Origin of the sequence: Siculibacillus lacustris (assembly GCF_004328075.1) — a bacterium.
In the GTDB taxonomy this organism is placed as follows: domain Bacteria; phylum Pseudomonadota; class Alphaproteobacteria; order Rhizobiales; family Ancalomicrobiaceae; genus Siculibacillus; species Siculibacillus lacustris.
In genome coordinates this window covers 60,990-87,691 of sequence record NZ_SJFN01000002.1, presented here as the reverse complement: position 1 = coordinate 87,691, position 26,702 = coordinate 60,990, and the positions used below count along the sequence as shown (strand labels likewise).

Here is a 26,702-nt window from a genome sequence, read left to right as displayed (position 1 = left end):
CGCCTTCCGCATGGAGCGGACCCACCCCTCGCTCGTCACCGACGGCGTCGCCGCGCACGAGCAGACCCTCGCCGTCGGCAACCCGTTCTGGGTGTTCTTCGTCCTCAATACCGGCATCGCCACCTGGCTGATCGGCGTGCTGGTCGCGGTGATGGGGCTCGATTTCACTCAGGCGATGGGCGTCATTCTGATCGGCAGCGCCGTCGGCGGCGCCCTGCCGGCGGCGATGGCGGTGCTCGGACCGCGCACCCGCCTGCCGCAGCTCGAGGTCGGCCGCTTCGCCCTCGGCGCGACCGGCAAGCGCCTGCCCGCCCTCCTCAACTGGATCGGGGCGATCGGCTGGGACGTGGTGTTCAATTCGCTCGCCGCCGCGGCGCTGATCGCGCTGGCCGCCGGCTCCGGGCTCGGCCTGCCGTCGTGGCTGGCCTTCGGGATCCTGGTGGCGCTGCAGCTGCTGGTCGGCCTGTGGGGCCATCACCTGATCCAGGCCACCGCCCGCTGGCTCGGCCTGCTGCTCGGGCTGGCCTTCGCGATCCTCGGCGTCGTCGCCGTGGCCCGCACCGGCGTCGCGGTGACCGGGGTCGCCGCGCCGATCGGCGCGGTGTTCGCGGCGTTGCTGCTGGTGGTGTCCTACTCGATCACCCTGGCGCCCTACGCCGCCGACTACACCCGCTATCTGCCGGCGGCGACGCCGGGCCGCAGGGTGTTCGTCCCGGTGTTCGCCGGCCTGTTCACGGCCTCCGTCGCCTTCTGCTTCTTCGGCTGGGCGACCGCCTCGCTGGTCACGGAGCCCTCGCCCGTCGCGGTGATGGACGCGCTGAAGACGCTGGCCGGGCCCTTCGCCCCGGTCGTGCTGTTCCTGGTGGCGCTCAATTCGGTGCCGTGCAATGCGGTCAACGACAATTCCGCGGCCTACAGCCTGATTTCTGCCGGCGTCCGGATCTCGCGTCCGCTCACCGCGGTGATCGGCGCGGTCCTCGGCTACGTCGTCTGCCTGCTCGCCTCCGACGACTTCGTCGCCTTCTTCGAGAACTTCCTGTTCCTGTTCGCCCATGGCATCGCGCCCTGGGCCGCGGTCCTGCTGACCCATTGGCTGATGGTCGGCGATCGGCAGGGGACGCCCGCCGGGATCACCGTCGGCTGCGGGATCTTCGTCGCGGTGACCATCGCCTCGATAGGCCTGTTCTCGGCGAACTCGCTCTACACCGGGCTGCTGTCGGAGCGGATCGGCGGCGCCGACGTCGGCCCCTATCTCGGCTTCGCCGCCGCGGCGCTGCTCGAGGCGTCCTGGCTGCGCTTCGGGCGGAAAGGGCCGTAGGGTGCACCCCGTAGGGTGCATGGAGCGCCAGCGAGTTGCACCGGCGGCGGTCATGAGGGACGCCGGGGCGGGCTCGGGCGCCGACGGTGCAACTCGCTGGCGCTCGATGCACCCTACGTTGCGGGATGCACCCTACGACCACGCATCCTACTTCCGCGATGCACCCGGCGGCCTCACCCCAATCGTTCGGCGTGCCAACGCAGATGGTCGGCGATGAAGCCTGCGATGAAGAAATACGAGTGGTCGTAGCCGTCCTGACGTCGCAGCGTCAGCGGCATCCGCGCCGCCTCGCAGGCCGCCTCGAGCAGCTCCGGCTTCAGCTGCGCCGCCAGGAATCCGTCGGCGGTGCCCTGGTCGACCAGCAGGCCGGGCAGCCGCGCGCCGTCCTCGATCAGCGCGCAGGCGTCGTAGGTGCGCCACATCGTGCGGTTCGGCCCGAGATAGCGGGTGAACGCCTTCTCGCCCCACGAACAGTTCATCGGCGAGGCGATCGGCGCGAAGGCCGAGACCGAAGCGAAACGCGACGGCTCGCGCAACGCCAGGGTCAGCGCCCCGTGGCCGCCCATCGAATGGCCCATGATCCCCTGACGCATCATGTCGACCGGCAACTCGCGCCCGACGAGGCCCGGCAATTCGTGTTCCAGCCAGGAGCGCATGCGGTAGTTGGTCGACCACGGTGCCTGCGTCGCATCGACGTAGAATCCGGCACCGAAGCCGAAGTCGTAGGACCCCGCCGGATCGCCCGGCACGCCCTCGCCGCGCGGGCTGGTGTCCGGGGCGATTAGCATCAGCCCGCGCTCGGCAGCGACCCGCTGCGCCCCGGCCTTCACCGTGAAGTTCTCTTCCGTGCAGGTCAGCCCGGACAGGAACCACACCACCGGCACCGCTTCGCGCTCGGCATGTGGCGGCGCGAACACCGAAAAGCGCATGTCGCACCGGGTCTCGGCCGAAGCGTGCCGATAGGTCGTCTGGGTGCCGCCGAAGCACTTGGATCGGGAGACGATGTCGAGGGCCATCAGAACACCACTACGGAACGGATCGACTTGCCCTCGTGCATCAGATCGAAGGCGGTGTTGATCTCGTCGAGCGGCATCGTATGGGTGATCAGGCTGTCGATGTCGATCTTGCCGTCCATGTACCAGTCGACGATCTTCGGCACGTCGGTGCGGCCACGCGCCCCGCCGAAGGCCGAGCCTTTCCAGACGCGGCCGGTGACCAGCTGGAACGGACGGGTGGCGATCTCGGCGCCCGACGGCGCCACGCCGATGATGATGCTCTCGCCCCAGCCGCGATGGCAGCATTCGAGCGCCTGGCGCATGGTGTGGACGTTGCCGATACATTCGAACGAATAGTCGGCGCCGCCGTCGGTCAGATCCTGGATCGCCTGGACCACCTTGTCGCGCCCGACCTCGTCGGGGTTGACGAAATGGGTCATGCCGAACTTCTTGGCCATCTCGACCTTGGACGGGTTGAGATCGACGCCGATGATCTTGTCGGCCCCGACCATGCGGGCGCCCTGGATGACGTTGAGGCCGATGCCGCCGAGCCCGAACACCACGACGTTGGACCCGGGCCGCACCTTGGCGGTCCAGATCACCGCGCCGATGCCGGTGGTCACGCCGCAGCCGATGTAGCAGATCTTGTCGAAGGGGGCGTCCGGCCGCACCTTCGCCACCGCGATCTCCGGCAGCACGGTGAAGTTCGAGAAGGTCGAACAACCCATGTAGTGGAAGATCTCCGACCCGCGCGCCCCGACCGCCTCGCAGGAGAAGCGCGAGGTGTGGTCGGGCATCAGGCCCTGGCCCTGGGTGGCGCGGATCGAGGTGCACAGGTTGGAGCGCTGCGACAGGCAGGTCTTACATTGCCGGCATTCCGGCGTGTAGAGCGGGATGACGTGATCGCCGACCTTCACCGAGGTCACCCCGGCGCCGATCTCGCGGACGATGCCGGCGCCCTCGTGGCCGAGGATCGCCGGGAACTTGCCCTCCGAATCGAGCCCCGACAGCGTATAGGCGTCGGTGTGGCAGACCCCGGTGGCCATGATCTCGACCAGCACCTCGCCGGCCTTCGGCCCGGCAATGTCGATGGTCTCGATGGTGAGCGGCTGATTGGCGGCCCAGGCCACCGCGGCGCGCGACTTCATGGGGGACGTCTCCTCGGATGGCCGGGATCTGCGGAGCGAGTCCCGTGCGCGTGGTGATCGGCCGCTTGAATCGGCAGATCCACTTAAGGAGAGATCCTAACGAGTCCCGCACGCGACCGATAGTCGCGCGCGACGAAGTCGGCGGCGCGCTCTTACGCGCCGCCCGCCCCGATCGAATCGACCGAAGCCCGGTCGCCCGCCGCGTCAGGCGCGTCGGCCGACCAACGCGAAGGCCCCGCCCTGTGGATCGACGGCGTTGACGATCCAGTCGCCGCCCGGCACTTCGACCGGGCCGTGGAAGACCTGCCCGCCGTTGGCGCCGATGTGGGCCGCCGCCGCGTCGATGTCGGGCACGCGGAAATAGAAGGTCCAGCCCGGTGCCGGCCGATGCTCCGGCTTCGGCATGATCGCGCCGATCACGCTGCCGTGGCGCAGGAAGGCGTAGGTGCCGAGCGGCCCCATGTCCATGCCGCCGTCCTGGATCCAGCCGAACACCGTGCCGTAGAAGGCGAGGGCCCGCCGTTGGTCGATCGCCGACAGCTCGTTCCAGGCGCAGTGCCCGGGATGCGGTCCGTCGGCGGCGAAGGCGCGGCTGGCATGCCCCTCGACCGACCCGCGCATCACGTAGAACGGCACGCCCTCGGGGTCGGCGACCAGGGCGAAGCGGCCGACGCCGGGCAGGTCCTTGGCCGGCATCACCACGCCGCCGCCTGCCGTCGTCAGGGTCGTCACCGCGGCATCGACGTCGTCGACCGCGACGTATCCGATCCACCCGGTGCGGGCGCCGCCCGCCACCATCTCCGGCGTGAGCGCCAGAATGCCGCCGGCATGATCGCCGTCGGGCGCGGTGATCTGGCGATAGTCGGCGCCACCCCCGACGTCCATGGCCGGCCCGACGCTCCAGCCGAGCAGCGGACCGTAGAAGGTCGTCGCCGCTGCGGCATCGGTCGTCATCAATTCGTACCAGATCCAGTCACCGTGCTTGTTGGACATCGCTTCCTCCTCCCTCGTGAACCGTCGTCTCCCGTTCGAACAACAGCGCCACGTAGCGCCGCAGATGCGCCACCGCCTCGCGCGCCGCCTCCGCGTCGCCCGCCGCCTTGGCCAGCACGAATCCACCCTGGATCACCGCCTGGGTGTGCAGCGCCAGACTGCGGGCGGTCGGGGCGACGAGGCCGCGGGCGGCCAGCGCCGCGGCGAAATCCGCCTCGAGCGTCGAGGCGTGGCCGAAGATGCTGCGGCCGCAGGCGTCGCGGATCGTCGGGCTCTCCAGATGGATCTCCTGCGCCAGGGTCCCGACGACGCAGGTGAAGGCGTCGATCGGTCCGTCGATCAGCGCGGCGCGCAAGTCGAGATAGGCGAAGATCCGCTCCAAGGGATCGTCTCCCCGGTGATAGGGCGCCGCGGCGAACAGCCGCCCGGTGGTCTCGCTCCAATGGTCGGCGAGCGCGACGCCGTAGGCGTCCTTGGACGCGAAATGGTGGAAGAACCCGCCCTTGGTGACGCCGGCGGCGCGGCAGAGCTCGTCGATGGTCGTCGCCGCATAGCCGCGGCGGCGAACGATCGTCACGCCGGCATCGAGCAGGCGGGTCCGAACGGGGCGAAGGTCGGCGGTGGCTTCAGGGGAACTACGCATACAAAGAAACATACCGACCGGTCGGTTTCTGTCAAGATCGTGTCCCGCGGTCGCCGTGAGCGGGCGGAGGGGCATGGGGCCGCGCCGTCGCTGTCTGCGGTCGTGATCGCCTGCGGCGGCCCGACCGGTTGACTCGTGTGCCCGGATCGCCCTTGCTGCGCGACCGTGTCGTCTGATCCGCGAGGTTCGCCATGCTCCCCCCCGTCATCGCCGCTTCGATCCTCGCCGCCGACTTCGCCCGTCTCGGCGAGGAAGTGGCCGACGTGCTCGCCGCCGGGGCCGACTGGATCCATTTCGACGTGATGGACAACCATTACGTCCCCAATCTCACCCTCGGTCCGATGGTGCTGGCGGCGCTGCGCAAGCGCACCCCGGCGCCGATCGACGTCCATCTGATGGTCGAACCGGTCGATCGGATGATCGAGATGTTCTGCGAGGCCGGCGCCGACAGCGTCACCTTCCATCCGGAAGCCAGCGACCACGTCGACCGTTCGCTGGAACTGATCGCCAAGCACGGGGTCAAGGCCGGCCTGGTCCTCAACCCGGCGACGCCGCTGTCGGTGCTCGACTGGACGTTGCCGCGCCTCGACATGATCCTGCTGATGTCGGTCAACCCCGGCTTCGGCGGCCAGTCGCTGATCCCCCACGTGCTCGACAAGGCGCGGGCCGTGCGCGAGCGCATCGCCGCCTCCGGCCGCGACATCCGCCTGGAGATCGACGGCGGCATCAAGCTCGACAACGTCGCTCGCGCCGCCGCCGCCGGGGTCGACACCTTCGTCGCCGGCTCGGCGATCTTCGGCGCGCCCGACTACCGTGGCACCATCGCCGGCCTGCGCGCGGCGATCGCCGAAGGCCGCGGCGAGATCATCGGCGTCTGAGCGTCGACCGGGCCGAAAACCGAGGCCCGGCGACGCTCGACGATGCATCCCGGCTGAGTTACTTCATCTTCGCCGCAAGATTGGTGAAGGTATTGTTCATGTTGGTCCCGAGTTTTCCGGCGCCGGTAATGACCGCGCTCGCCACGAGCGAGGCGATCAGGCCGTATTCGATCGCGGTGGCACCGCTCTCGTCGGCGGAAAATTTTCGGAAAAGCGCCAGAAACATCGCAGGATCCTCTCGTCACGGTACGAGGATCTTGGCATCGAGATGTTGAGCCGGCGTAAAGCGACGTAGTTGAGGAATGTCACTCGCGATCATCGACCGCTCCGGGCGGTCGCATCAATCTCCCGTCAACCTTCCGCCGCGCTCGCGGCGGCGCCCAGCGCCGCCACCGCGTCCCACAGATCGGCGAAGTCGTCGATCACCGCGTCCGGCTGGTAGCTGGCGACCGGCGCGTCGGTGTAGCCCCAACTCACCCCGATCACCGGAATGCCGGCGGCCCGCGCCGCCGCGACGTCGTTGAGGCTGTCGCCGATCATGATCGCCCGCGCCGCGTCGCCGCCCGCCCGGGCGATGGTGCCGAGCACGTGGGCGCCGTCGGGCTTGCGCACCGCGAAGGTGTCGCCGCCGCAGATCGCCGCGAAGTGGGCGGAAAGTCCGAGGGCCTCGATCATCCGCACCGACAGCGCCTCGGGCTTGTTGGTGCAGATCGCGAAGCGCCAGCCGGCCGCGGCGAAGCGTGCGAGCATCGCGGTCACCCCGGGATAGGGCCGGCTCTCGGTCACCAGATCGGCGGCATAGAGGGCGAGGAACACCGGGAACAGCCGATCGAGATCGGCCGCATCGGGCTCGCGGCCGTTCATCCGGAAGCCGCGGGTCAGCATCGCCCGCGCCCCCGCGCCGATCAGCGCGCCGGCGTTCTCGATCTTCACCGCCCCCAGGCCTTCGCCGGTCAGCACCCGGTTGAGCGCCCCGATCAGATCGGCGGCGGTGTCGACGAGGGTGCCGTCGAGATCGAACACGAGAAGAGGGGCTGACATGGTGCGGCGGCTCCGGTGAGGGGACGGCGGACACTAACCGGGGCGAGCGGCTCGCGAAACCCGGCGCGACGCACGTCTGTCCGGCACGCCGCCCGCCGCGGGGACTGGCGAGCCCGTCCCGCCTGCGCTATGGAGACCCGGGTCCGTACGTATGCCGCCCGCCCGGACCGCCGCGTCGGCGCAAAGGGCCGGCGGTCACCGGTCGGCAGAATGGGAACGACGATGAGCGTCGCATTGAAGCGGCGGGCCGCCGAGGCGGCTTTCGCCTTCATCGAACCGGGAATGCGGTTGGGGCTGGGCACCGGCTCGACCGCCGCCGAATTCGTCGATCTGCTCGGCGCCCGCGTCGCCGCCGGCCTCGACGTGGTCGGCGTGCCGACCTCGGCGCGCACCTTCGCCCAGGCGACCGCCCTCGGCATCCGTCTCACGACGCTGGAAGAGACCCCGGACCTCGACCTCACCGTCGACGGCGCCGACGAGATCGGCCCGAATCTCGCCCTGATCAAGGGCGGCGGCGGCGCGCTGTTGCGCGAGAAGATCGTCGCGGCCTCCTCCGCCGGCATGGTGGTGATCGCCGACGCCTCCAAGACGGTCGCCGAACTCGGCGCCTTTCCGCTGCCGATCGAGGTCGTGCCCTTCGGCTTCGCCTCGACCTTGCGCCGCCTCGAACGCCTCGTCGCCGAGCTCGGGCTCACCGCCGATCTGCGGCTGCGGCCGGGCCCGGCGTCCGATCCCTACCTCACCGACGGCGGGCATTGGATCGTCGATGCATCGTTTCGCCGGATTCCCGATCCATCGAGGCTCGCGACCGCCCTCGACGCGACGGTCGGCGTCGTCGAACACGGGCTGTTCCTGGGCTTCGCCACCGCCGCCGTCGTGGCGCGCGACGACGGGGTCGAGGTGCTGCGCCCTTGAAGCCGGGCGGCCCGCTGCGCCGCCGCCCGGACGTCCCTTTCGCTCTTTTTCCCTTCGGAAGACTCAACGGAGTTCATCGATGCTCACCCCGTTCGCCACTCGCCTCGCCGCCGCCGCCGTGATCTCCTTCGGCCTCTCCACCGCGGCCCTCGCCGAGGACTATGCCAAGGACCACATCGCCGCCGCCCGCGCGGCGATCGAAGCCTCCCACGTCAGCGACGGCTTCGACAACATCCTGATCGGCCTCACCCAGCAGACCAAGGCGATGCTGGTGCGCACCAATCCGGCGATCTCGGCGCAGATCGACGAGGTCACCAACGCCGCCGCGATCGAGCTCGCCGCCAAGCGTCCGGAGCTCGACCGCCAGATCCAGGAGATCTGGGCGGCGCGCTTCACCAAGCCCGAGCTCGAAGAGATCACCAAGTTCTACGCCTCGCCGGTCGGTCAGAAGCTGACCAAGGAGACCAACGGCCTCGTCCAGATGACCGGCGTCGCCGCCCAGGTCTGGCAGCAGAAGATCAGCCAGGAACTGCTGGCCAAGGTCCGCGAAGAGATGCGCAAGCGCGGCTTCAACCTCTGAGCCGCCGCATCCGTCGCCGCTCCGGCGGCGATCTCCCTTTGCCCGCGCCGTTTCCGTCCGAGAGGTCCGCGATGAGCTTCGACTACGATCTCTTCGTCATCGGCGGCGGCTCGGGCGGCGTACGCGCCGCGCGGATCGCCGCCGGCCACGGCGCCCGGGTGGCGGTCGCCGAGGAATATCGGGTCGGCGGCACCTGCGTGATCCGCGGTTGCGTGCCCAAGAAGCTGATGGTCTATGCCGCCCGCTTCGCCGACGACTTCGCCGACGCGGCCGGCTTCGGCTGGACGGTCGGCCCGGCCGCCTTCGACTGGCCGACCTTCCTCGCCGCCAAGGATCGCGAGATCGATCGCCTGGAGGCCGCCTACGGCACCAACCTCGACCGCTCCGGCGTCGAAGTGCTGCGCACCCGCGCCGAGATCGTCGGCGAACATCAGATCCGCCTCCTCGCCGACGGCCGCACCGTCACCGCCGCCCATGTGCTGGTCGCCACCGGCGCGACCCCGGTCCGCGACGCCGGTTTCGAAGGCGAGGCGCTCGCCGTCACCTCCGAGGAGGTGATGAATTGGCCGGAGCGGCCCCAGCGCCTCCTGGTGCTCGGCGGCGGCTACATCGCGGTGGAATTCGCCAGCCTGTTCAACGGGCTCGGGACGCAGACCACGCTGCTCTACCGCGGCGAGGAGATCCTGCGCGGCTTCGATCTCGAAGTCCGCCGGCATCTGCACGGCGAACTGTCCGCCCGCGGTCTCGAGGTGATCACCGGCGACGTCGTCGCCCGCCTCGAGCGCACCCCCGAGGGCCTCCGCGCCACCACCCGCGGCGGCCGGGTCTCGACCCATGACGCGGTGGTTCTGGCGATCGGCCGACGTCCCAGCACCGCCGGTCTCGGGCTCGACCGGGTCGGTCTGGCGCTCGCCCCGAACGGCGCCGTGCCGGTCACCGGCACCGCCGCCACCGCGCTGCCCTGGCTCCATGCCGTCGGCGACGTCACCGACCGGGTCGCCCTGACCCCGGTGGCGATCCGTGAGGGCCATGCCTTCGCCGATACCCTGTTCGGCGGCCGCACCGTCGAGGTCTCCCACGACCTGATCCCGACCGCGGTGTTCTCGACCCCGGAAGTCGGCACCGTCGGCGCCGGCGAGGAGGACCTCCAGGCGATCGGCCGCGGCTACGACGTCTATCGCGCCACCTTCCGGCCGATGCGCGCCGTGCTCGCCGGTCGTGAAGGCCGCACCCTGATGAAGATCCTGGTCGATGCCGCCGACGATCGCGTCCTCGGCGTCCACATCGTCGGGCCCGACGCCGCCGAGATGATCCAGGTCGTGGCGATCGCCGTGCGGATGGGGGCGCGCAAGGCCGATTTCGACGCCACCATGGCCCTGCACCCCAGTGCCGCCGAGGAACTGGTGACCATGCGGAGCCCCACCGGCCATTGGCGTCCGGCCACCGACCCGATCGCGACCGGGTCGGGAACTGCGCCGATTTGACCCGCTCCCCGGGCAGGGCTATTTTCCGCCGCGTCCGGACGGGTCGGGGGTGGCACGCCGCGGATCGTGGGCGGAGCGTCGTCGATCCGCCGTCGGTGGTGACCCGAGCGGGGGCGGGGCGCCGGCCGCTTTTCGACTCGACTCCCGCTTTGCAATGATCAACGACGGCGGTGCGCTGCGCACCGTGCGAGGAGAGGGCCATGGCCCCGAACGACGAAGACCGCTCCGAACACGACGCCGCCGTGGCGAAATCCGCGGATGGTGAGGCGGTCCTGGCCCAGACGGCGCCCGACCTCGATCACATGCCGTCGGTCGGCCTCAAGCCGCACGCCCACGCCGCCGGCCATGCCGGGGTGCTCGCGGCGCTCGGCATCGTCTTCGGCGACATCGGCACCTCGCCGATCTACACCCTCGACACCGCCTTCAAGTCCGGCGTCATCCACCCGGTTCCCGACGACGTCCTCGGCTTCCTGTCGCTGATCGTGTGGTCGCTCTTCGTCGTGGTCGGCATCTGGTACGCGGTGTTCATCATGCGCGCCGACAACCGCGGCGAGGGCGGCATCTTCGCCCTGATGGCGTTGGCCGCCAAGTCGGTGCCGCGCTTCGCCGGCTTCATCGCGGTGGCCGGCATCATCGGTGCCTCGCTGTTCTACGGCGACGCGGTGATCACCCCGGCGATCTCGGTGCTGTCGGCGGTCGAAGGCCTCGAGGTCATCGCCCCGGCGTTGGAAGAGGTGGTGCTGCCGATGGCCATCGTCATCCTGACCACGCTCTTCGCGGTCCAGCGCGGCGGCGCCTCCAAGGTCGGCGGCTGGTTCGGACCGATCATCCTGGTGTGGTTCGCGGTCCTCGCCGTGGTCGGCATCAAGGAGATCGCGTTCTATCCGCAGGTCCTCTACGCCCTCGATCCGCGCGCCGGCATCGAGTTCCTGATCGGCACCGGCCCGGCCGGATTCGCGGTCATGGCGGTGGTGGTGCTCGCGGTCACCGGCGGCGAGGCGCTCTATGCCGACATGGGTCACGTCGGCCGCGACGCCACCCGCAAGGCCTTCGCCTTCGTCGTCGCCCCGGCCCTGGTGCTCAACTATCTCGGCCAGGGCGCCTGGGCGCTCGGTCGCGCCGCCGGCGGCTTCGACGTCGAAAACCCGTTCTTCCATCTGGTCTCGGCGCATTTCGCGGTGCCCCTGGTGCTGCTCGCCACGGTCGCCACCGTGATCGCCAGTCAGGCGGTGATCTCCGGCGCCTTCACCCTGACCCATCAGGCCGCCCATCTCGGCTTCTGGCCGCGCACCGACACCCGCCACACCTCGGCGGAGGAACGCGGTCAGGTCTACGTCCATTCGATCAACCTGCTGCTGTTCGTCGGCGTCATCGCCATCGTGCTGATCTTCCAGAAGTCCGAGAAGCTCGCCGAGGCCTACGGCTTCGCCGTGACCGGCACCATGGTGGTCACCACCATCCTCGCCTACATCGTGGCGCGCGGCGTGTGGGGCTGGAGCCGCCTCCAGGCGATCCCGCTGGTCGGTTGCTTCATGGTGATCGTCCTCGCCTTCTTCGTGTCCTGCGCCACCAAGATCCTGCACGGCGCCTGGCTGCCGCTGGTGATCGGCGCGCTGCTGATCTTCGTCATGTCGGCCTGGCGGATGGGGCGTCTGCGGCTCGCCGCCCGCCGGCGCCACGAGGGCGTGCCGATCAAGATCGCCCTCTCGGCGCTGCGCAGCCCGCGCATCGAACACGTCCGCGGCACCGCCATCTACCTGATGGAAGATCCGTCGCTGGCGCCGCGGTCGTTCCTGCACAACCTCAAGCACAACAAGTGCGCCCACCAGCAGATCGTCTTCCTCTACATCCAGACCACCGACGAGCCCTGGGTCGACAACGCCACCCGCGCCTCGGTCGATCAGCTCGGCGACGGTCTGGCGATGGTCAAGGTGCGCTTCGGCTTCATGGAGACGCCGGACGTGCCCAGTGCCGTCAAGGCGACCGAGGCGATGGGCGTCTATGTCGACAAGAAGGACCTGAGCTTCTTCGTGTCGCGCGCCCATCTGGTCGAAGGCGACGAGGGCGGCATCTGGACCTGGCTGCGCGGATTGTTCATCTTCCTCTACCGCAACCAGGCCGATCCGGCCGAATACTACCAGATCCCGCCCGGCCGGGTGATCGACCTCGGCGCCCAGATCACCATCTGACGGGGCAATCGCCCCGTCCCGTCATGCGAAAGCCCCCCGCAGCGGACCGTTGCGAGGGGCTTCGTCGTTTCGGGGACGACGCCGGCGGTCAGCCGACGAACAGTTCCGGCCGGGCGTCGGCGAGGCCGCGCAGCATCGCGGCATAGTCGGCCACGTGGTCGAGCATCTCGCGCGCCGCCACTTCCGACTGGCGGGCGAGCAGTGCGTCGAGGATGCGGCGATGGGCCGAGAAGGCGCCGCGCAGCGACGACGCGTCGGGGCGGAACAACTCGCGGCAGCGCTTGACCGTCGCCAGACCGATGTCGACCTGATGGGCGACGTGCGGATAGGGCACCGCCCGGGCGATCGCCGAATGGAATTCCATGTCGAGCGAGAAGAATCGCGCCGGCGCGTCGGCCAGGATCGCCTGATCCTGGGCCTCGAGGTTGCGGGTGAGGCTGCGCAGCAGCAGTTCGTTGCCGTCCTCGGCGATCCGACGGACCGCCGCCGCTTCGAGGGCGCCACGGATGAACAGGCTCTCGCTCATCGCCACCAGCCGCAGCCGCGCCACATAGGAGCCGCGCTGCGGATAGATCTCGACGAGTCCCTCCTGCTCCAGCCGCGACAGCGCCGCGGTCACCGGTTGCTTGGAGACGTCGAGCTTGGCGCAGATCTCGACTTTGTCGATGAACACTCCCGGCTGCATTCGAAACGACAAGATCTCGTCTCGCAACCATTGATAGGCGCGCTCCGACTTGCGGACGATCAGCCCGTCGTCGTCGTCCAGTTTCTCGGTTTCACGAGCGCCACGCAACATGGCCTTCCTCCCCTCCGCCCGATGCCGCCTCTGCGGGCTGCGATCGGAAAATTTTCGACGATTCGGCATGGTCGATTGCGATCGCCGTTCCCTAGACGGTGTCATGTTAGTCCGATTGCGGTTTTTCACAATCGGACCTTATACAGATAATCTAAAGTCGAATATTTGCATGTAAATGTAAGGGGCTGCCGAGGCGTAAGAAGAATCCAACTGAGCCTCGCCCACCGTCTCGCCGACGCGAAGCACATGCAACGGCACTGCGAAGTTCGCCGGGGGCATGCCGTGCGCCGGCGCGCCGGTGGTCAAGGTCGGGACGAGTGTGTATAAACGCGCTCCTCCGTCGCCCCGGCGCTCGCCCGGGCGCGGGGGTACGCCGGTCGCCGGCGTGGCGAAGGCGCCGCGACGGGGCGGAGCGACAGGAGCGGGATCGATGACGAAGTCCTTGAACGCGGCCGGTTGGTCGCCGACGAGCTGGAGAGCCAAGCCGATCGTCCAGGTGCCCGACTACGCCGATCGGGCGTTGCTCGCGGCGGTCGAGGACGACCTCGCGACCTGGCCGCCGTTGGCCATCGCCGACGAGATCCGGCGCCTGCGCCGCCAGCTCGGCCGCATTGCCGATCGCAAGGCCTTCCTGCTCCAGGGCGGCGACTGCGCCGAGAGCTTCGCCGAGCATTCGGCCAATCAGATCCGCGACTTCTTCCGCATCTTCCTGTCGATGGCGGTGGTGCTCACCCATTCCGCCGGCCTGCCGGTGGTCAAGGTCGGCCGTATCGCCGGCCAGTTCGCCAAGCCGCGCTCCTCCTCGGTCGAGCGGCGCGACGGCCTTGAGCTGCCGTCCTATCGTGGCGACATCATCAACGGCTTCGACTTCACCGCCGAGTCGCGCGAGCCCAATCCCGAGCGCATGCGCATGGTCTATCGCCAGTCGGCGGCGACCCTCAACCTGCTGCGCGGCTTCGCCCACGGCGGCTATGCCAAGCTCGAGCGCGTCCAGGGCTGGATGGTCGAATTCCTCGCCGACAGCCCGGTCGCCGAGCGTTTCGCCGAGGTCGCCGATCGCATCTCCGAGGCGCTCGACTTCATGGCCGCCTGCGGCCTCACCGCCGAGACCGTGCCGCAACTCCAGTCGGTCGACTTCTACACCTCCCACGAGGCGCTGCTGCTGCCCTACGAGGAAGCGCTGACCCGCGAGGATTCGGTCGAGGGCGGCTGGTACGACACCTCCGCCCACATGGTGTGGATCGGCGACCGCACCCGCCAGCTCGACCATGCCCACATCGAATATGTCCGCGGCATCGCCAATCCGATCGGCCTCAAGTGCGGCCCGTCGCTCGACGCCGACGGCCTGTTGCGCCTGATCGATACCCTCGATCCCCGGAACGAAGCCGGCCGCCTGACCCTGATCGCCCGCTTCGGCGCCGACAAGGTCGGTCGCCACCTGCCCGATCTGGTGCGCGCCGTGGCCCGCGAAGGCCGCAATGTCGTGTGGTCCTGCGACCCGATGCACGGCAACGGCATCACCTCGACGTCTGGCCACAAGACCCGGCCCTTCGACAAGATCCTGTCGGAGGTCCAGAGCTTCTTCGAGATCCACCGCGCCGAAGGCTCGTGGGCCGGCGGCGTCCACCTCGAGATGACCGGCAAGAACGTCACCGAGTGCATCGGCGGTGCCGTGGCGATCCAGGAGGCCGACCTCGGCCAGCAGTACGACACCGCCTGCGATCCGCGGCTCAACGCCGCCCAGGCGCTCGAACTGGCCTTCCTGGTCGCTGCCGAACTGAAGAAGGATCGCGCCGGCCGGCCGCCGGCGACCCTCGTCGCCGCCGAGTGAGGCGCGCGGCGCACCCGTAACCCGGCCCGCGGACGGAGCCTTCCGCCCGCGCCGCCGACCGGTTGGACCATCGTTCGATAAAGCCGAACGATCCGTCCTTGGCCGGTGCCATCGCCGTCGATTGACGAACGATCGCGGAAGCACGATCTCAGTAGGACCGGTAGCGCTCGCCTACCGGGCGCCCCAGCGTCGACGCCCCGACGCCGTCCGAGAGATCCGCCGATGACCGCTCCCGCTCCCGCCTCCGCCCTGCCGGCGTTGTTCGTCTCGCACGGCGCCCCCAACATGATCCTGCACCCCAGTGCGGCCCGCACCTTCCTCGCCGGCCTCGCCGCCGACCTGCCGCGTCCGACCGCGATCCTGTCGGTCTCGGCGCATTTCGCCGCCGCCCGCCCGACCGTCGTCGCCGATCCCCATCCGGCGATGATCTACGATTTCGGCGGCTTCGAACCCGAGCTCTATCGGATGGTCTATCCCGCCCCCGGCGATCCGGAACTGGCGGGGCGGGTCGCCGAGGCGCTGGCCGCCGCCGGCCTGGAGCCGGCGATCGCCGCCCGCCGCGGCTACGATCACGGCACCTGGGTGCCGCTCAAGCTGATGTATCCGGATGCCGACATCCCGGTCGTCCAGCTCTCGGTCGAGCCGCGTCGCGATCCCCGCCATCATTGGAACCTCGGCCGGGCGATCGCCGGCCTGCGTGCCGAAGGTGTCCTGGTGCTCGCCTCGGGTTCGCTGACCCACAATCTGCACGAGGCCTTCACCCCGACCGGCCTGCGCCCGCTCGATGCGCCGAGCCCCGCCTGGGTGTCCGAATTCGCCGATTGGGTCGCTGCCAAGGTCGCCGCCCACGACGTCGAGGCGCTGCTCGACTATCGCCGCGCCGCGCCGCACGCGGTGCGCAACCACCCGACCGACGAGCACCTGCTGCCGTTGTTCGTGGCGCTCGGTGCCGGTGGCGAGGAGGGCCTGCGCATCCACGACAGCCGCAACTTCGCGGTTCTCGCCATGGACGCCTATCGCTTCGCCTCGTGAGGCGAACGGCCGCCCACCGGCGCGCGAACTGGAATTCTATCGGAGTCGAACGAGAATGCCGCGAATTCCAGCGAATTTTCGGCATTCCGTTCAACCATTGCTTAGCCATCGTCGGTGACAGTGTGGCCGGGGCGATCTTCCGATCGTTCGCCACCCCTGCGGGTGCACTGCATCGGAGAATCCCGCATGCGCAGTCTCGTCGACGTCGTCAAGAAGGTCGGCTATGCCGTCGACATCGGCTATTGGCTGGTCGACGTCGACAAGCGTCAGGTCTACCTGCCCAAGGGCCTCGGTCGTCCCCATGGCCCCGACGATCCGCCGGTCGAGACCGGCTATCAGGTGCTGAGCCTCGAGCGCACCGTCGCCTGTGTCGAGGAGCCCGACCGCGACCGGTTCCGCGCCTATCTCGCCGAGATCCTGCAATCCCCCGACTGCGACCGCGTCGTCGAGGTCGCCTGGCACGCGTCGTGGGGCGGCCGTATCCATCTGCGCCTCGCCGCCCGCCGCGTCGGCACCGGCCCCGGCAGCCGCATCGTCGGCCTGGTCGAAGTGCTGAACCGCTGGAAGGAGGCCGAGCACGTCGCGCGCAGCCTGTCCTTCATCATCGAGGCGCTGTTCATTTCCTCCGACGACGGCATCATCATCTTCGACGCCCACCTCAAGGTCCGCCGCCTCAACCGCAATGCCCTGGAACTGTTCGGCATCACCGAGGCCGAGGAGGACGCCGGCGACTGGGCCGGCGTGATCGAGGCCAAGCTGCCGCGTTCGACCCGCGAGCGCCTGATCGAAGCGGTCGGCAGTTCCTCGGCGGTGTCCGGCATCCTCGCCCTGTCGGGCCTCGGTGGACCGCGTCTGGCCTGGCGCGCCAACCCCTGGGGCAACGGCGCCGAGGAGATGTCCGGCATCGTCATGGTGGTCACCGCCAAACGCGCCGCGCGCGAGGCCGATCTCGTCGAACTCGGCCTCGCCCCGACGCGCCCCGCCGCCGCCCCGGCGCAGGTCCTTCCCGAACCGCCGCCGGCTCCCGTCGTGGTCCCGCCGCCGCGCGAGTCGCGCCCGCCGTCGAACCACCGGGCGCTCGAATGGGTCAAGCACCCGATCCTGCTGGTGTCGATCGAGACGGCGGAGGTGATCTACGCCAACCGCGCCGCCCGCGAAGCCTTCCACGTGCCCGCCGATCGGCGCAGCTTCGTCGAGAACGTCTGCGATCTCTCGGGCTTCCCCTCGGACCCCGATCCGCTGACCATCACCACCGCCGGTCACCTTCTCCTGCACCTCAAGATGGGCGCCCGGGTCGGCCGGATGTTCGACTACGACGACGACCTGCTGTTCGTCGAGTATCACGACGAACCCCGACCCTTGCGCATTCCGGCGGTTGTCGCGGCGCACGCGGCGCGGTAGATCTCGGGTATGACCGATCGCCTTCTCGTCGCTCTCGCCCAAATCGCCCCGGTCGTCGGCGACGTCGCCGGCAACCTCGCCAAGGCCCGCGCCGCCCGTGCCGCCGCCGCCGAACGCGGCGCCGATCTGGTGCTGTTCTGCGAACTGTTCCTCGCCGGCTACCCACCCGAGGATCTGGTGCTGAAGCCGGCCTTTCATGCCGCCTGCATGACGGCGCTGACCGACCTCGCCGCGGATACCGCCGACGGTGGCCCGGCGGTGCTGATCGGCCTGCCCTGGCGCGACGCCGACGGCCTGCACAACACCCACGCCCTGCTCGATGCGGGCAAGATCGCGGCGCTGCGCCACAAGGTCGACCTGCCCAACTACGGCCCCTTCGACGAGAAGCGGGTGTTCGTGCCCGGCCCGCTGCCGGGTCCCTTCGAATTCCGCGGCGTGCGCATCGGCGTGCCGATCTGCGAGGACATCTGGGGTCCCGCGCCGGTCGCCTGCATCGCCGAGACCGGCGGCGAGATCCTGCTGGTGCCCAACGCCTCGCCCTACCGCGCCGGCGTGCTCGGCGAGCGCTTCGCGGTGGCCACCGCCCGGGTCGCGGCGGTCGGCCTGCCGCTGCTCTACCTCAACCAGCTCGGCGGCCAGGACGAACTGGTGTTCGAAGGCGCCTCCTTCGCGCTGGACGCCGACGGCTCGCTCGCCGTGCAGCTGCCGGCCTTCCGCGAGGCGCTCGAGGTCGTCGAACTGACCCGCCGCGACGGTCGCTGGCGCGTCACCCCCGGCACCCGCGCCGAGGTCGAGACCGGCGTCGCTTCCGACTATGCGGCCTGCGTCCTGGGCCTGCGCGACTACGTCGACAAGAACCGCTTCCCCGGCGTCGTCCTCGGCCTGTCGGGCGGCATCGATTCGGCCCTGGTCGCGGCGATGGCCGTCGATGCGCTGGGTGCGCCCCGTGTCCATGCGGTGATGCTGCCCTATCGCTGGACCTCGTCGGACAGCCTCGAGGACGCCGCGGCCTGCGCCGATGCGCTGGGCATCCGCTACGACGTGGTGCCGATCGGCGTCGCCGTCGACGGCTTCGAAGCCCTGCTCGCCCCGGTCTTCGCCGGCCGCGCCGCCGACATCACCGAAGAGAACCTCCAGTCGCGGACCCGCGGCACCATCCTGATGGCGATCTCCAACAAGTTCGGCCCGATGGTCCTGACCACCGGCAACAAGTCGGAGATGTCGGTCGGCTACGCCACCCTCTACGGCGACATGAACGGCGGCTTCAATCCGATCAAGGACCTGTACAAGACCGAGGTCTATGCCGCGGCCGCCTGGCGTAATGCGAACCGTCCGGTCGGCAGCCTCGGCCCGGCCGGCGTGGTGATCCCCGAGCGGATCATCACCAAGGCGCCCTCGGCGGAACTGCGCGAGAACCAGACCGATCAGGACAGCCTGCCGCCCTACGACATCCTCGACGGCGTGCTCGAACGGCTGGTCGAGAAGGAGATGGCGGTGGTCGACATCGTCGCCGAGGGCTACGACGAGGCCCTGGTGCGGCGCATCGAGCGCCTGCTCTACGTCGCCGAATACAAGCGCCGTCAGGCCGCGCCGGGGGTCAAGATCACCGCCCGCAACTTCGGCCGCGACCGCCGCTATCCGATCACCAACGGCTTCCGCGATCCCGGCCGCCCGGTCGACCTGCCGGAGGTGCCGGTGTCCCGACCGTCGAGCCCCGTCGTCGTCTGACCGTTCCGCCCGAGGTCGTTCCCGTGTCCGCACCCGTCGTCCGCTTCGCCCCGTCGCCGACGGGCCGCATCCACATCGGCAACGCCCGCACGGCGCTGCTGAACTATCTCTTCGCCAAGTCGCGCGGCGGGACCTTCATCCTGCGCTACGACGACACCGACACCGAACGCTCGCGCCCCGAGTTCTCCGCGGCGATCGCCGAGGATCTCGCCTGGCTCGGTCTGGTGCCCGACCGCGTCGAGCACCAGTCGGCGCGGCTGCCGCGCTACGAGGCCGCGGCCGACGCTTTGCGCGCCGCCGGCCGCCTCTACCCGGCCTTCGAGACCGCCGACGAACTGGAACGCCGCCGCCGCCGCCAGATGGCCCGCGGCCTGCCGCCGGTCTACGACCGCGCCGCCCTGGCGCTCGGCCCCGACGAGATCGCCGCCTTCGAGGTCGAGGGCCGCCGACCCCATTGGCGCTTTCGTCTCGACGGCCGCCGCGTCGAATGGCTCGACGGGGTGCGCGGCGCCCAGACCATCGACACCGCCTCGCTGTCCGATCCGGTGCTGGTGCGCGAGGACGGGACTTTCCTCTACACCCTGACGTCGGTGGTCGACGACGTCGAGATGGGCGTCACCGACATCGTCCGCGGCGAGGACCACGTCACCAACACCGCGGTGCAGATCGAGATCTTCGAGGCGCTGGGCGGCGCCGTGCCGCGCTTCGCTCACCACAACCTGATCGCCTCGACCACCGGCGAGGCGCTGTCGAAGCGCCTCGGCTCGCTGTCGATCGGCTCGCTGCGCGAGGCCGGTTACGAGCCGATGACCGTCGCGGCGATCGCCGTGCTGACCGGCTCGTCGGAGGAGATCCGCGCCTATCCGGACCTCGCCGCCCTCGCGCCCCACGCCGATCTCGCCGCGGTGTCGCGCTCGACCGCCCGCTTCGATCCCCACGAACTCGACGCGATCAACGCCCACCTGCTGCACGGCCTGTCCCATTCCGACGCCGCCCCGCGGCTCGCTGCCCTCGACGCCGATCTCGGCCCGGCCTTCTGGGAGGCGGTGCGCGACAACCTCGGCCGCCTCGGCGACGCCGTCGCCTGGGCCGCGGTGGTGCGCGGGCCGATCGAGGCGGCGAACGACCCGGAAGATCGGCCGTTCCTCGCCGCCGCGGCGGCGCTGCTGCCGCCCGAACCCTGGGAAGACACCACCTGGGGCAGCTGGACCGCGGCGATCAAGGCGGCGACCGGGCGCAAGGGCCGCGCCCTGTTCCATCCCTTGCGGCTGGCCCTGACCGGCCGCGACGAGGGGCCGGAGATGAAGCGGCTGCTGCCGCTCATCGGTCGCCGAAATACTTCGGACCGACTGTCCTGACCTTGGGCGGCGGGGCCGGTTCGGCCGTCGCCTGGGCGCCGTCGCCACCCTCCGTCGCCACCACCACCGGGATCGGCGCGCCCGGCTCGAAGCCGGCGACGATCTCGGCCTGGGTCTCCGGGTCGGCGTCGGGCCCCGGCCGCGGATGCGGCGAGGGCACGTCGTCGAGCGCGAAGCCGCGGGTCGGCAGTCCGCGCCCGCCGAGCAGTCCCCCCGCCGCGGCCGGCAGCAGGCTCGGATCGGGCCGGCCACAGCGGCAGTCGGGAACGACCTGGGTGCGATAGCGGAAGGCGTTGGGCAGCCGGGTCAGCGGCTCCATCGTGTCGGCCGACAGTGCCTGCTCGGCCTCCTCGCCGGGATTGTGATGGAAATAGAGCCGCGTCTCGGTGCCCGGACATAGCGCCTTGCAGACATTGGCGTCGGTGCCGAGCCGACCGCGCGGCGCGTTGAACGAGATCGGGAAGAAATAGCCGTCGCAGGTGCGCACGCACAGCGTGCGGAAACTGCCCGACATCGCCTGGGCCAGCGCCGGGTCGAGCTCGTCGGGCGGCGTCTCCGATTCCGGTTCGACCGTCGCGGTGCTGCCGAACAGCGCCGCGAACAGGCCGGTCGGACGGCTCGGCGGCGGCGTGCGGATCGTCGCGCCGCCGACGCCCGGCGGCATCTCGTCGCCGGCGCGGGTGGTGAAGGGCACCCCGCCGATGGTCACCTGACTGCGCGATCCCGGATTGGCGCTGGTCCCCGGCGGCACCACGGCGCCGGCCGGTGGACGTTCGTTGCAGTGCAACTGCGCCATCAGCGCCTGCAGCCGGGCGCGCTCCGGCGAAGCGGCGGCGCGGTCGCCGCCCATCCCGGCATATTGGCGCTCGAGCGCCGCGAGATTGGTGGTCATCTGCTGGCCGCGCGCCACCACCGCCGCGCAGCGCGTGTCGATCGCCCCGGCGCAGCGCGCCGCCATCGCCCGGTTCTGTTCCAACGCCGCCCGCTGCTCGGCGATCGCCCCGGCCCAGCGGTCGGCGTTGCTCGCCGGGACCTTGGCCAGCGCCGCCAGCCGCGCCGTCAGATCGTTGCAGACATAGGCGTTGGTCTGGGCGAGCGCCGGCGCTGCGGCGATCAGCCCGAGCGCGACCACGACCGCCCGGCCCACGCGGCCGAACGACGGTCGCGCGGAGGCTCTACGGACAAAACTGTCGGTCGTCTCGATCCTCGGCACGTGCGAATCTCCCGTCGCCGGGTATACATCGCCGGAGCCCTGCGAGGGTATCACGCCGATCGTCCGATCGCGCGGCGCTTCGCGGGCCGGGGAGGGCGCATCCCCCCTCCCGCTCCGGCGAAACGAGACCCATATGAGGGGCTCACAGAGGAGATACGCCATGCCGTCGCCGCTCACTCGCTCCGGTCTCGCCGCGCTCGCCCTGGGGGCGGCGCTCGTCGCCGTCGCCGCACCCGCCGGCGCCGAGGAGCCGGATCTGATCTTCCGCAAGTCGACGGTGTGGAAGCTGCTCACCCCCGACGACAAGCTCGCCGTCTACGGCATCGACGATCCCGACGTCGAGGGCGTCGCCTGCCACTTCACGGTGCCCGAACGCGGCGGCCTGAAGGGCATGGTCGGCCTCGCCGAACAGACCTCGGACGTGTCGCTGGCCTGTCGCCAGGTCGGGCCGATCAAATTCAAGCGCAAGGTCGACCAGGGCGACGAGATGTTCCGCGAGCGCCGCTCGCTGTTCTTCAAGAAGATGCAGATCGTCCGCGGCTGCGATGCCAAGCGCAACACACTGGTCTATATGGTCTACACCGACAAGATCATCGACGGCAGCCCGAAGAATTCGACCTCCTCGGTGCCGCTGATGCCCTGGGGCACCGAGCCGCCGCCGCGTTGCGCCGATTTCGTGAAGTGACGACGCGCCGATCGGCATGATACGCGGTCTCTCCCCGGCCGGGTGTGCGGCCGGGTGGCGATCGGATCGTCGGTCGGCGCCTGCCGGGCCCGTCCGATCGGCAAGCGAGGGGGAGACCCATGTCCAAGCAGTTTCCGAGCCTCGGCTCGATCCATCGCACCTTCATCGCGCGTCAGAAGATCTTTTTCGCGGCTTCCGCCGCGCCCGGCGCCCGGGTCAACCTCAGCCCGCGCGGCACCGACGCCCTGCGGGTGCTCGCCGCCGACTGCGTCGTGTGGCTCGACCTCACCGGCTCGAGCAACGAGACCGCCGCCCACCTCGCCGCCGACGGACGCCTGACCCTGATGTTCTGCGCCTTCGAGGGGCCGCCGATGATTCTGCGCCTCTACGGGCAGGGGCGGGTGATCCGGCGCGGCACTCCCGACTATGCCGAACTGCTGGCCACCCACTACGACGGTGACGAGCCGCGCGGCGCCCGCCAGATGATCCGACTCGACGTCGATCTGGTGCAGACCTCCTGCGGCTACGGCGTGCCGCGGTTCGAGTCCGTCGGTCCGCGCGATCAGCTCGACCATTGGGTGGCCTCGCGCACCGACGCCGAACTCGAGGACTATCGCCGCCGCAAGAACGCCGTCAGCATCGACGGCCTGCCCACCGGCCTGTTCGACGACGTCGCCCCGCCGAGGGCCTGACGGTCCGCACGCAGATCCGCCCCGCCGCGGGCGGATCTTGACTTTTGCCCGCGTCCGCCGCCTCGTCGCGCGCTTGCGCCGCCGGCCTCCGCCGCCGGCGGTTCGGAGGACCGGACGTGCTTCCCGATCAATGGCCGCTTCTGGCGCTCGCCGCCTTCTTTGCCGGGACCGTCGATGCGGTGGTGGGCGGCGGCGGCCTGATCCAGGTGCCGGCCCTGCTGACCATCTTCCCCGGCGCGGCAATTCCCGTGCTGTTCGGCACCAACAAGGTCGCCAGCATCGTCGGCACCGGCGCGGCGGCGCTGCACTTCGTCCGCCGGGTGAAGCTGCCCTGGGCGATCGTCGTGCCGGCGACCATTGCCGCCCTGGTCGGCGCCTTTGTCGGCGCGGCTTGCGCCTCGGCCCTGCCGCGCCGCTGGATGGTGCCGCTGGTCATCGCCCTCCTGGTCACCACCGCCGTCCACACCTTCCTGCGCAAGGAGTTCGGCCGCCTCGAGACCCGCGGCCCGGTCCCCGCCGACCGGCCGCGCGGCGCCGTGCTCGGCGGCCTGCTCGGCTTCTACGACGGCATCTTCGGCCCCGGCACCGGATCTTTCCTGATCTTCGGCTTCGTGCGCTTCTTCGGCTTCGACCTGGTGCGCGCCAACGCCGCCACCAAGATCGTCAACACCGCCACCAATTTCGCCGCCCTGGCGTTCTTCATCGCCCATGGCGCGGTGATGTGGCCGGTCGCCCTGATGATGGCCGCCTGCAACCTGCTCGGCGCCCAGCTCGGCGCCCGCATCGCCATCCGCTGGGGCTCGGTGTTCCTGCGCCGCGCCTTCCTGGTGGTGGTGGTCTCGTTGATCGCCAAGCTGATGTGGGACTTCGTCACCGGTTGATCGCGCGATCGGGGCCCCGAGACGACTGGTCGTCGCGGATCATCGTGCTAAAGTCGTAAGGGAACCACCCGAGGGTGCCGACCCTTACGCAGGCCTCGGCCGCCCCTGCCGCCGACGAGAGGACCGAAATTGATGGACGCCACCCTGGATCCCGCCGTCGACGATGCCGACAAGGACCGCCCGCTGTTCGACGACATTCGGCTGCTCGGCCAGATCCTCGGCGACATCGTCCGCGAGCAGGACGGCGAGGCCGCCTTCGAGGTGGTCGAGGCGATTCGCCGCCTGTCGGTGGCCTTCCAGCGCAACGCCGACGCCGAAGCCGGCCGCGGTCTCGACGCGCTCCTCAAGCGCCTCAGCCCGTCGGAGACGGTGTCGGTGATCCGCGCCTTCACCTATTTCTCCCACCTCGCCAATCTCGCCGAGGACTGCCACCACCTGCGCCGCCGCGCCGTCCATCACGACCGCGACGAACACCGCAACGGCGGCCTCGACCGCGCCTTCGACCGCTTCGCCGAAGCCGGCGTCGACGGCGCCGCGGTCGCCCGCGCCCTCCAGCGCGCCTGGGTGTCGCCGGTGCTGACCGCCCATCCGACCGAGGTCCAGCGCAAGAGCATCCTCGACGCCGAGCGCGCCATCGCCGAACTGCTCGCTTCCCGCGACCGCCTGTGCAATCCCCGCGACCGCGCCGCCAACGAGGTCCAGATCAAGGCCCGCGTCGCCCAGCTGTGGCAGACCCGGATCCTGCGCTTCGTCAAGCTGACCGTCGAAGACGAGATCGAGAACGCCCTCGGCTACTACCGCTCGACCTTCCTCAAGGAGATCCCGCGCCTCTACGCCGAGCTCGAGAGCCACGTCGGTCGGCCGGTCGCACCGTTCTTCCGGATGGGCAACTGGATCGGCGGCGATCGCGACGGCAATCCCAACGTCACCGCCGCGACGCTCGTCACCGCCATGACCCGCCATGCCGAGACGGTGCTCGAGCACTATCTGGCGGAAGTCCACGAGCTCGGCGGCGAACTGTCGGTGTCGCGCATCCTGGTGGTCCATTCCGCCGAACTCCGGGCGCTCGCCGACGCCTCGCCCGACACCAGCGCCCAGCGCCAGGACGAGCCCTATCGCCGCGCCCTGGTCGGGGTCTATGCCCGCCTCGCCGCCACGCTGCGCAACCTCACCGGCAAGGACGTGCTGCGCCACGAGGTCGCGCCCGCCGCGGCCTACGACAGCGCCGCGGCGTTCCTCGCCGATCTGAAGATCATCGAGGACTCGCTGCGCCGCAATCACGGCGCGCCGCTGATCCCGATTCGGCTGGCGCCGCTGATCCGCGCCGTCGAGGTCTTCGGCTTCCACCTCGCCACCACCGACCTGCGCCAGAGCTCCGACCAGCACGAGTTGGTGGTCGCCGAGCTCCTCGCCCATGCCCGCGTCGAGGCCGACTATCTCGCCCTCGACGAGGCGGCGCGTCAGGCCCTGCTGCTGAAGCTGCTCGCCGATCCGCGCCCGCTCCGGGTGCCCAACGTCGCCTATTCGGAGCTCGCGACCAGCGAGCTGACGATCTTCGAGACCGCTCGTCGCCTGCGCCGCGACTACGGCGCCGACGCCATCCGCCACTACATCATCAGCCACACCGAGACCGTTTCCGACCTGCTCGAAGTGCTGCTGCTGCAGAAGGAGTGCGGGTTGATGACCGGCACGCTGGCCTCGCACGAGGCGGCGTCGGCCAAGGTCGACTTGATCGTCGTGCCGCTGTTCGAGACCATCGAGGACCTGCGCGCCGCCGAGCCGATCATGCGCGCCTTCTACGACCTGCCCGGGGTCGAGGCGCTGATCCGCTCGTCCGGCGGCGAGCAGGACATCATGCTCGGCTACTCCGACAGCAACAAGGACGGCGGCTACTTCACCTCCAACTGGGAGCTCTACCGCTCCTCGACCGCGCTCGCCCGGCTGTTCGACACCAAGCCCGGCATCGCCATGCGTCTGTTCCACGGGCGCGGCGGCGCCGTCGGGCGCGGCGGCGGCCCGTCCTACGAGGCGATCGTCGCCCAGCCCCCCGGCACCGTGAAGGGCCAGATCCGCCTCACCGAACAGGGCGAAGTGATCAATGCGAAGTACGCCAATCCGGAGATCGGTCGGCGCAATCTCGAGACGCTGATGGCCGCCGCCCTCGAGGCGAGCCTGCTGCAGCGCAGCGAGAAGGCCACGCCGGCCTTCCTCGAACTGGCCGCCAAGATCTCGGAATCGAGCCGGCTCGCCTATCGCGCGCTGGTCTACGACACCCCCGGCTTCACCGACTATTTCTTCGCCGCCACGCCGATCGCCGAGATCGCCCAGCTCAACATCGGTTCGCGCCCCGCCTCGCGGAAGGCCACCCGCCGCATCGAGGACCTGCGCGCCATCCCCTGGGGCTTCTCCTGGGGCCAGAGCCGGGTGACGCTGCCCGGCTGGTACGGCTTCGGCTCGGCGATCGCCGAAGCGGTCGCCGCCGACCCCGACACCACCTGGGCCCTGCTCGCGCAGATGAACACCGACTGGCCGTTCTTCCGCACCCTGATATCCAACATGGACATGGTGCTGGCCAAGGCCGACCTCGGCATGGCCCGTCGCTATGCCGATCTGGTGCCCGACAAGGCGCTGGCCGAGCGGGTGTTCCAGGCGATCGAGAGCGAGTGGCAGCGCACCGTCGACGCCCTCGCCCGGATCACCGGCGCCACCGGCCGTCTCGCCGACAATCCGACGCTGGCCCGCTCGATCGCCCACCGTTTCGCCTATATCGCGCCGCTCAATCACCTCCAGGTCGAGATGCTGCGACGCTGGCGCGACGGGTTGCGCGAGGAGAAGACCCAGCGCGGCATCCTGATCTCGATCAACGGCATCGCCGCCGGCCTGCGCAACACCGGCTGAGGC

General features: G+C 70.1%; 23 protein-coding genes. 15 read left to right on the top strand and 8 right to left on the bottom strand.

All coding sequences use genetic code 11. From position 1 onward, the window contains the following. Positions 1 to 10: 10 nt before the first annotated feature. Positions 11 to 1,318 (top strand): purine-cytosine permease family protein, encoded by a 1,308-nt coding sequence (locus EYW49_RS01795; protein WP_206365354.1) that lies wholly within the window; start codon positions 11 to 13, stop codon positions 1,316 to 1,318. A gap of 173 nt (positions 1,319 to 1,491) precedes the next feature. Here the strand turns inward: EYW49_RS01795 and fghA are convergent, their stop codons facing one another. The 4 genes from fghA to EYW49_RS01775 form a co-directional block, all read right to left on the bottom strand. After that, a complete protein-coding gene (gene fghA, locus EYW49_RS01790; protein ID WP_131305352.1) occupies positions 1,492 to 2,334 on the bottom strand; it encodes an S-formylglutathione hydrolase in 843 nt (280 codons plus the stop codon). Beyond that, a complete protein-coding gene (locus tag EYW49_RS01785; protein ID WP_131305349.1) occupies positions 2,334 to 3,461 on the bottom strand; it encodes an S-(hydroxymethyl)glutathione dehydrogenase/class III alcohol dehydrogenase in 1,128 nt (375 codons plus the stop codon). Before EYW49_RS01785 ends, fghA begins: the two co-directional genes overlap by 1 nt. Before the next feature lie 204 nt (positions 3,462 to 3,665). After that, positions 3,666 to 4,454, bottom strand: a complete 789-nt coding sequence (locus tag EYW49_RS01780) for a VOC family protein (protein WP_131305347.1) — start codon at positions 4,452 to 4,454, stop codon at positions 3,666 to 3,668. Next, entirely contained in the window at positions 4,435 to 5,097 is a 663-nt protein-coding gene (locus tag EYW49_RS01775) for a TetR/AcrR family transcriptional regulator (RefSeq protein WP_131305345.1), read from the bottom strand. The genes EYW49_RS01780 and EYW49_RS01775 overlap by 20 nt, the downstream gene beginning before the upstream one ends. A 191-nt stretch (positions 5,098 to 5,288) precedes the next feature. Between EYW49_RS01775 and rpe the strand changes: the two genes are divergently transcribed. After that, a complete protein-coding gene (gene rpe / locus EYW49_RS01770) occupies positions 5,289 to 5,975 on the top strand; it encodes a ribulose-phosphate 3-epimerase (RefSeq protein WP_131305343.1) in 687 nt (228 codons plus the stop codon). Positions 5,976 to 6,033: 58 nt separating this feature from the next. On the opposite strand, the gene EYW49_RS01765 is transcribed toward rpe, so the two are convergent. Further along, positions 6,034 to 6,201 carry a Flp family type IVb pilin gene (locus EYW49_RS01765; protein ID WP_131305341.1) on the bottom strand — a complete coding sequence of 56 codons (168 nt, stop codon included), beginning with the start codon at positions 6,199 to 6,201 and terminating at the stop codon, positions 6,034 to 6,036. 125 nt (positions 6,202 to 6,326) lie between these two features. Beyond that, positions 6,327 to 7,016, bottom strand: coding sequence for a phosphoglycolate phosphatase (gene gph, locus EYW49_RS01760; protein ID WP_131305338.1), 690 nt, complete (start codon positions 7,014 to 7,016; stop codon positions 6,327 to 6,329). A 222-nt stretch (positions 7,017 to 7,238) separates the two neighbouring features. Between gph and rpiA the strand changes: the two genes are divergently transcribed. From rpiA to EYW49_RS01740, 4 genes are all read left to right on the top strand, one after another. Further along, a complete protein-coding gene (gene rpiA / locus EYW49_RS01755; protein ID WP_131305336.1) occupies positions 7,239 to 7,931 on the top strand; it encodes a ribose-5-phosphate isomerase RpiA in 693 nt (230 codons plus the stop codon). A gap of 79 nt (positions 7,932 to 8,010) precedes the next feature. After that, positions 8,011 to 8,511 (top strand): DUF2059 domain-containing protein, encoded by a 501-nt coding sequence (locus EYW49_RS01750; protein ID WP_131305334.1) that lies wholly within the window; start codon positions 8,011 to 8,013, stop codon positions 8,509 to 8,511. A gap of 71 nt (positions 8,512 to 8,582) precedes the next feature. Then, positions 8,583 to 9,995, top strand: a complete 1,413-nt coding sequence (gene gorA, locus EYW49_RS01745; protein ID WP_131305332.1) for a glutathione-disulfide reductase — start codon at positions 8,583 to 8,585, stop codon at positions 9,993 to 9,995. A 200-nt stretch (positions 9,996 to 10,195) separates the two neighbouring features. Further along, the gene (locus EYW49_RS01740; protein WP_131305330.1) at positions 10,196 to 12,184 is read left to right on the top strand and encodes a potassium transporter Kup; all 1,989 of its coding nucleotides are present in this window, start codon (positions 10,196 to 10,198) and stop codon (positions 12,182 to 12,184) included. 88 nt (positions 12,185 to 12,272) lie between these two features. On the opposite strand, the gene EYW49_RS01735 is transcribed toward EYW49_RS01740, so the two are convergent. Further along, positions 12,273 to 12,980, bottom strand: a complete 708-nt coding sequence (locus tag EYW49_RS01735; protein ID WP_165498099.1) for a GntR family transcriptional regulator — start codon at positions 12,978 to 12,980, stop codon at positions 12,273 to 12,275. Positions 12,981 to 13,410: 430 nt separating this feature from the next. On the opposite strand from EYW49_RS01735, the gene EYW49_RS01730 reads away from it, so the two are divergent. The 5 genes from EYW49_RS01730 to EYW49_RS01710 all read left to right on the top strand — a co-directional run bounded on the left by EYW49_RS01730 (position 13,411) and on the right by EYW49_RS01710 (position 20,330). Beyond that, positions 13,411 to 14,811, top strand: coding sequence for a class II 3-deoxy-7-phosphoheptulonate synthase (locus EYW49_RS01730; RefSeq protein WP_131305326.1), 1,401 nt, complete (start codon positions 13,411 to 13,413; stop codon positions 14,809 to 14,811). Positions 14,812 to 15,033: 222 nt separating this feature from the next. Further along, positions 15,034 to 15,843 (top strand): DODA-type extradiol aromatic ring-opening family dioxygenase, encoded by an 810-nt coding sequence (locus EYW49_RS01725; RefSeq protein ID WP_131305324.1) that lies wholly within the window; start codon positions 15,034 to 15,036, stop codon positions 15,841 to 15,843. Positions 15,844 to 16,029: 186 nt separating this feature from the next. Further along, positions 16,030 to 17,244, top strand: a complete 1,215-nt coding sequence (locus EYW49_RS01720) for a PAS domain-containing protein (RefSeq protein WP_131305322.1) — start codon at positions 16,030 to 16,032, stop codon at positions 17,242 to 17,244. A 9-nt stretch (positions 17,245 to 17,253) separates the two neighbouring features. Beyond that, positions 17,254 to 18,972 carry an NAD+ synthase gene (locus tag EYW49_RS01715; RefSeq protein WP_131305320.1) on the top strand — a complete coding sequence of 573 codons (1,719 nt, stop codon included), beginning with the start codon at positions 17,254 to 17,256 and terminating at the stop codon, positions 18,970 to 18,972. A gap of 23 nt (positions 18,973 to 18,995) precedes the next feature. After that, entirely contained in the window at positions 18,996 to 20,330 is a 1,335-nt protein-coding gene (locus tag EYW49_RS01710) for a glutamate--tRNA ligase (RefSeq protein WP_131305318.1), read from the top strand. Here EYW49_RS01710 and EYW49_RS01705 read toward each other — a convergent pair. After that, positions 20,293 to 21,477, bottom strand: a complete 1,185-nt coding sequence (locus EYW49_RS01705; protein WP_165498098.1) for a DUF2865 domain-containing protein — start codon at positions 21,475 to 21,477, stop codon at positions 20,293 to 20,295. The two genes, EYW49_RS01710 and EYW49_RS01705, sit on opposite strands and share 38 nt — an antisense overlap. Positions 21,478 to 21,703: 226 nt before the next feature. Here EYW49_RS01705 and EYW49_RS01700 point away from each other — a divergent pair, with 226 nt between their 5' ends. The 4 genes from EYW49_RS01700 to ppc all read left to right on the top strand — a co-directional run bounded on the left by EYW49_RS01700 (position 21,704) and on the right by ppc (position 26,699). Continuing rightward, positions 21,704 to 22,228, top strand: coding sequence for a CreA family protein (locus EYW49_RS01700; RefSeq protein ID WP_131305314.1), 525 nt, complete (start codon positions 21,704 to 21,706; stop codon positions 22,226 to 22,228). A 119-nt stretch (positions 22,229 to 22,347) separates the two neighbouring features. Then, on the top strand, positions 22,348 to 22,920 hold the full coding sequence (locus EYW49_RS01695) for a pyridoxamine 5'-phosphate oxidase family protein (protein ID WP_131305312.1): 573 nt from the start codon (positions 22,348 to 22,350) through the stop codon (positions 22,918 to 22,920). A gap of 116 nt (positions 22,921 to 23,036) precedes the next feature. Then, a complete protein-coding gene (locus EYW49_RS01690) occupies positions 23,037 to 23,801 on the top strand; it encodes a sulfite exporter TauE/SafE family protein (RefSeq protein WP_131305310.1) in 765 nt (254 codons plus the stop codon). Positions 23,802 to 23,933: 132 nt separating this feature from the next. After that, the gene (gene ppc, locus EYW49_RS01685; protein WP_131305308.1) at positions 23,934 to 26,699 is read left to right on the top strand and encodes a phosphoenolpyruvate carboxylase; all 2,766 of its coding nucleotides are present in this window, start codon (positions 23,934 to 23,936) and stop codon (positions 26,697 to 26,699) included. Positions 26,700 to 26,702 lie beyond the last annotated feature (3 nt).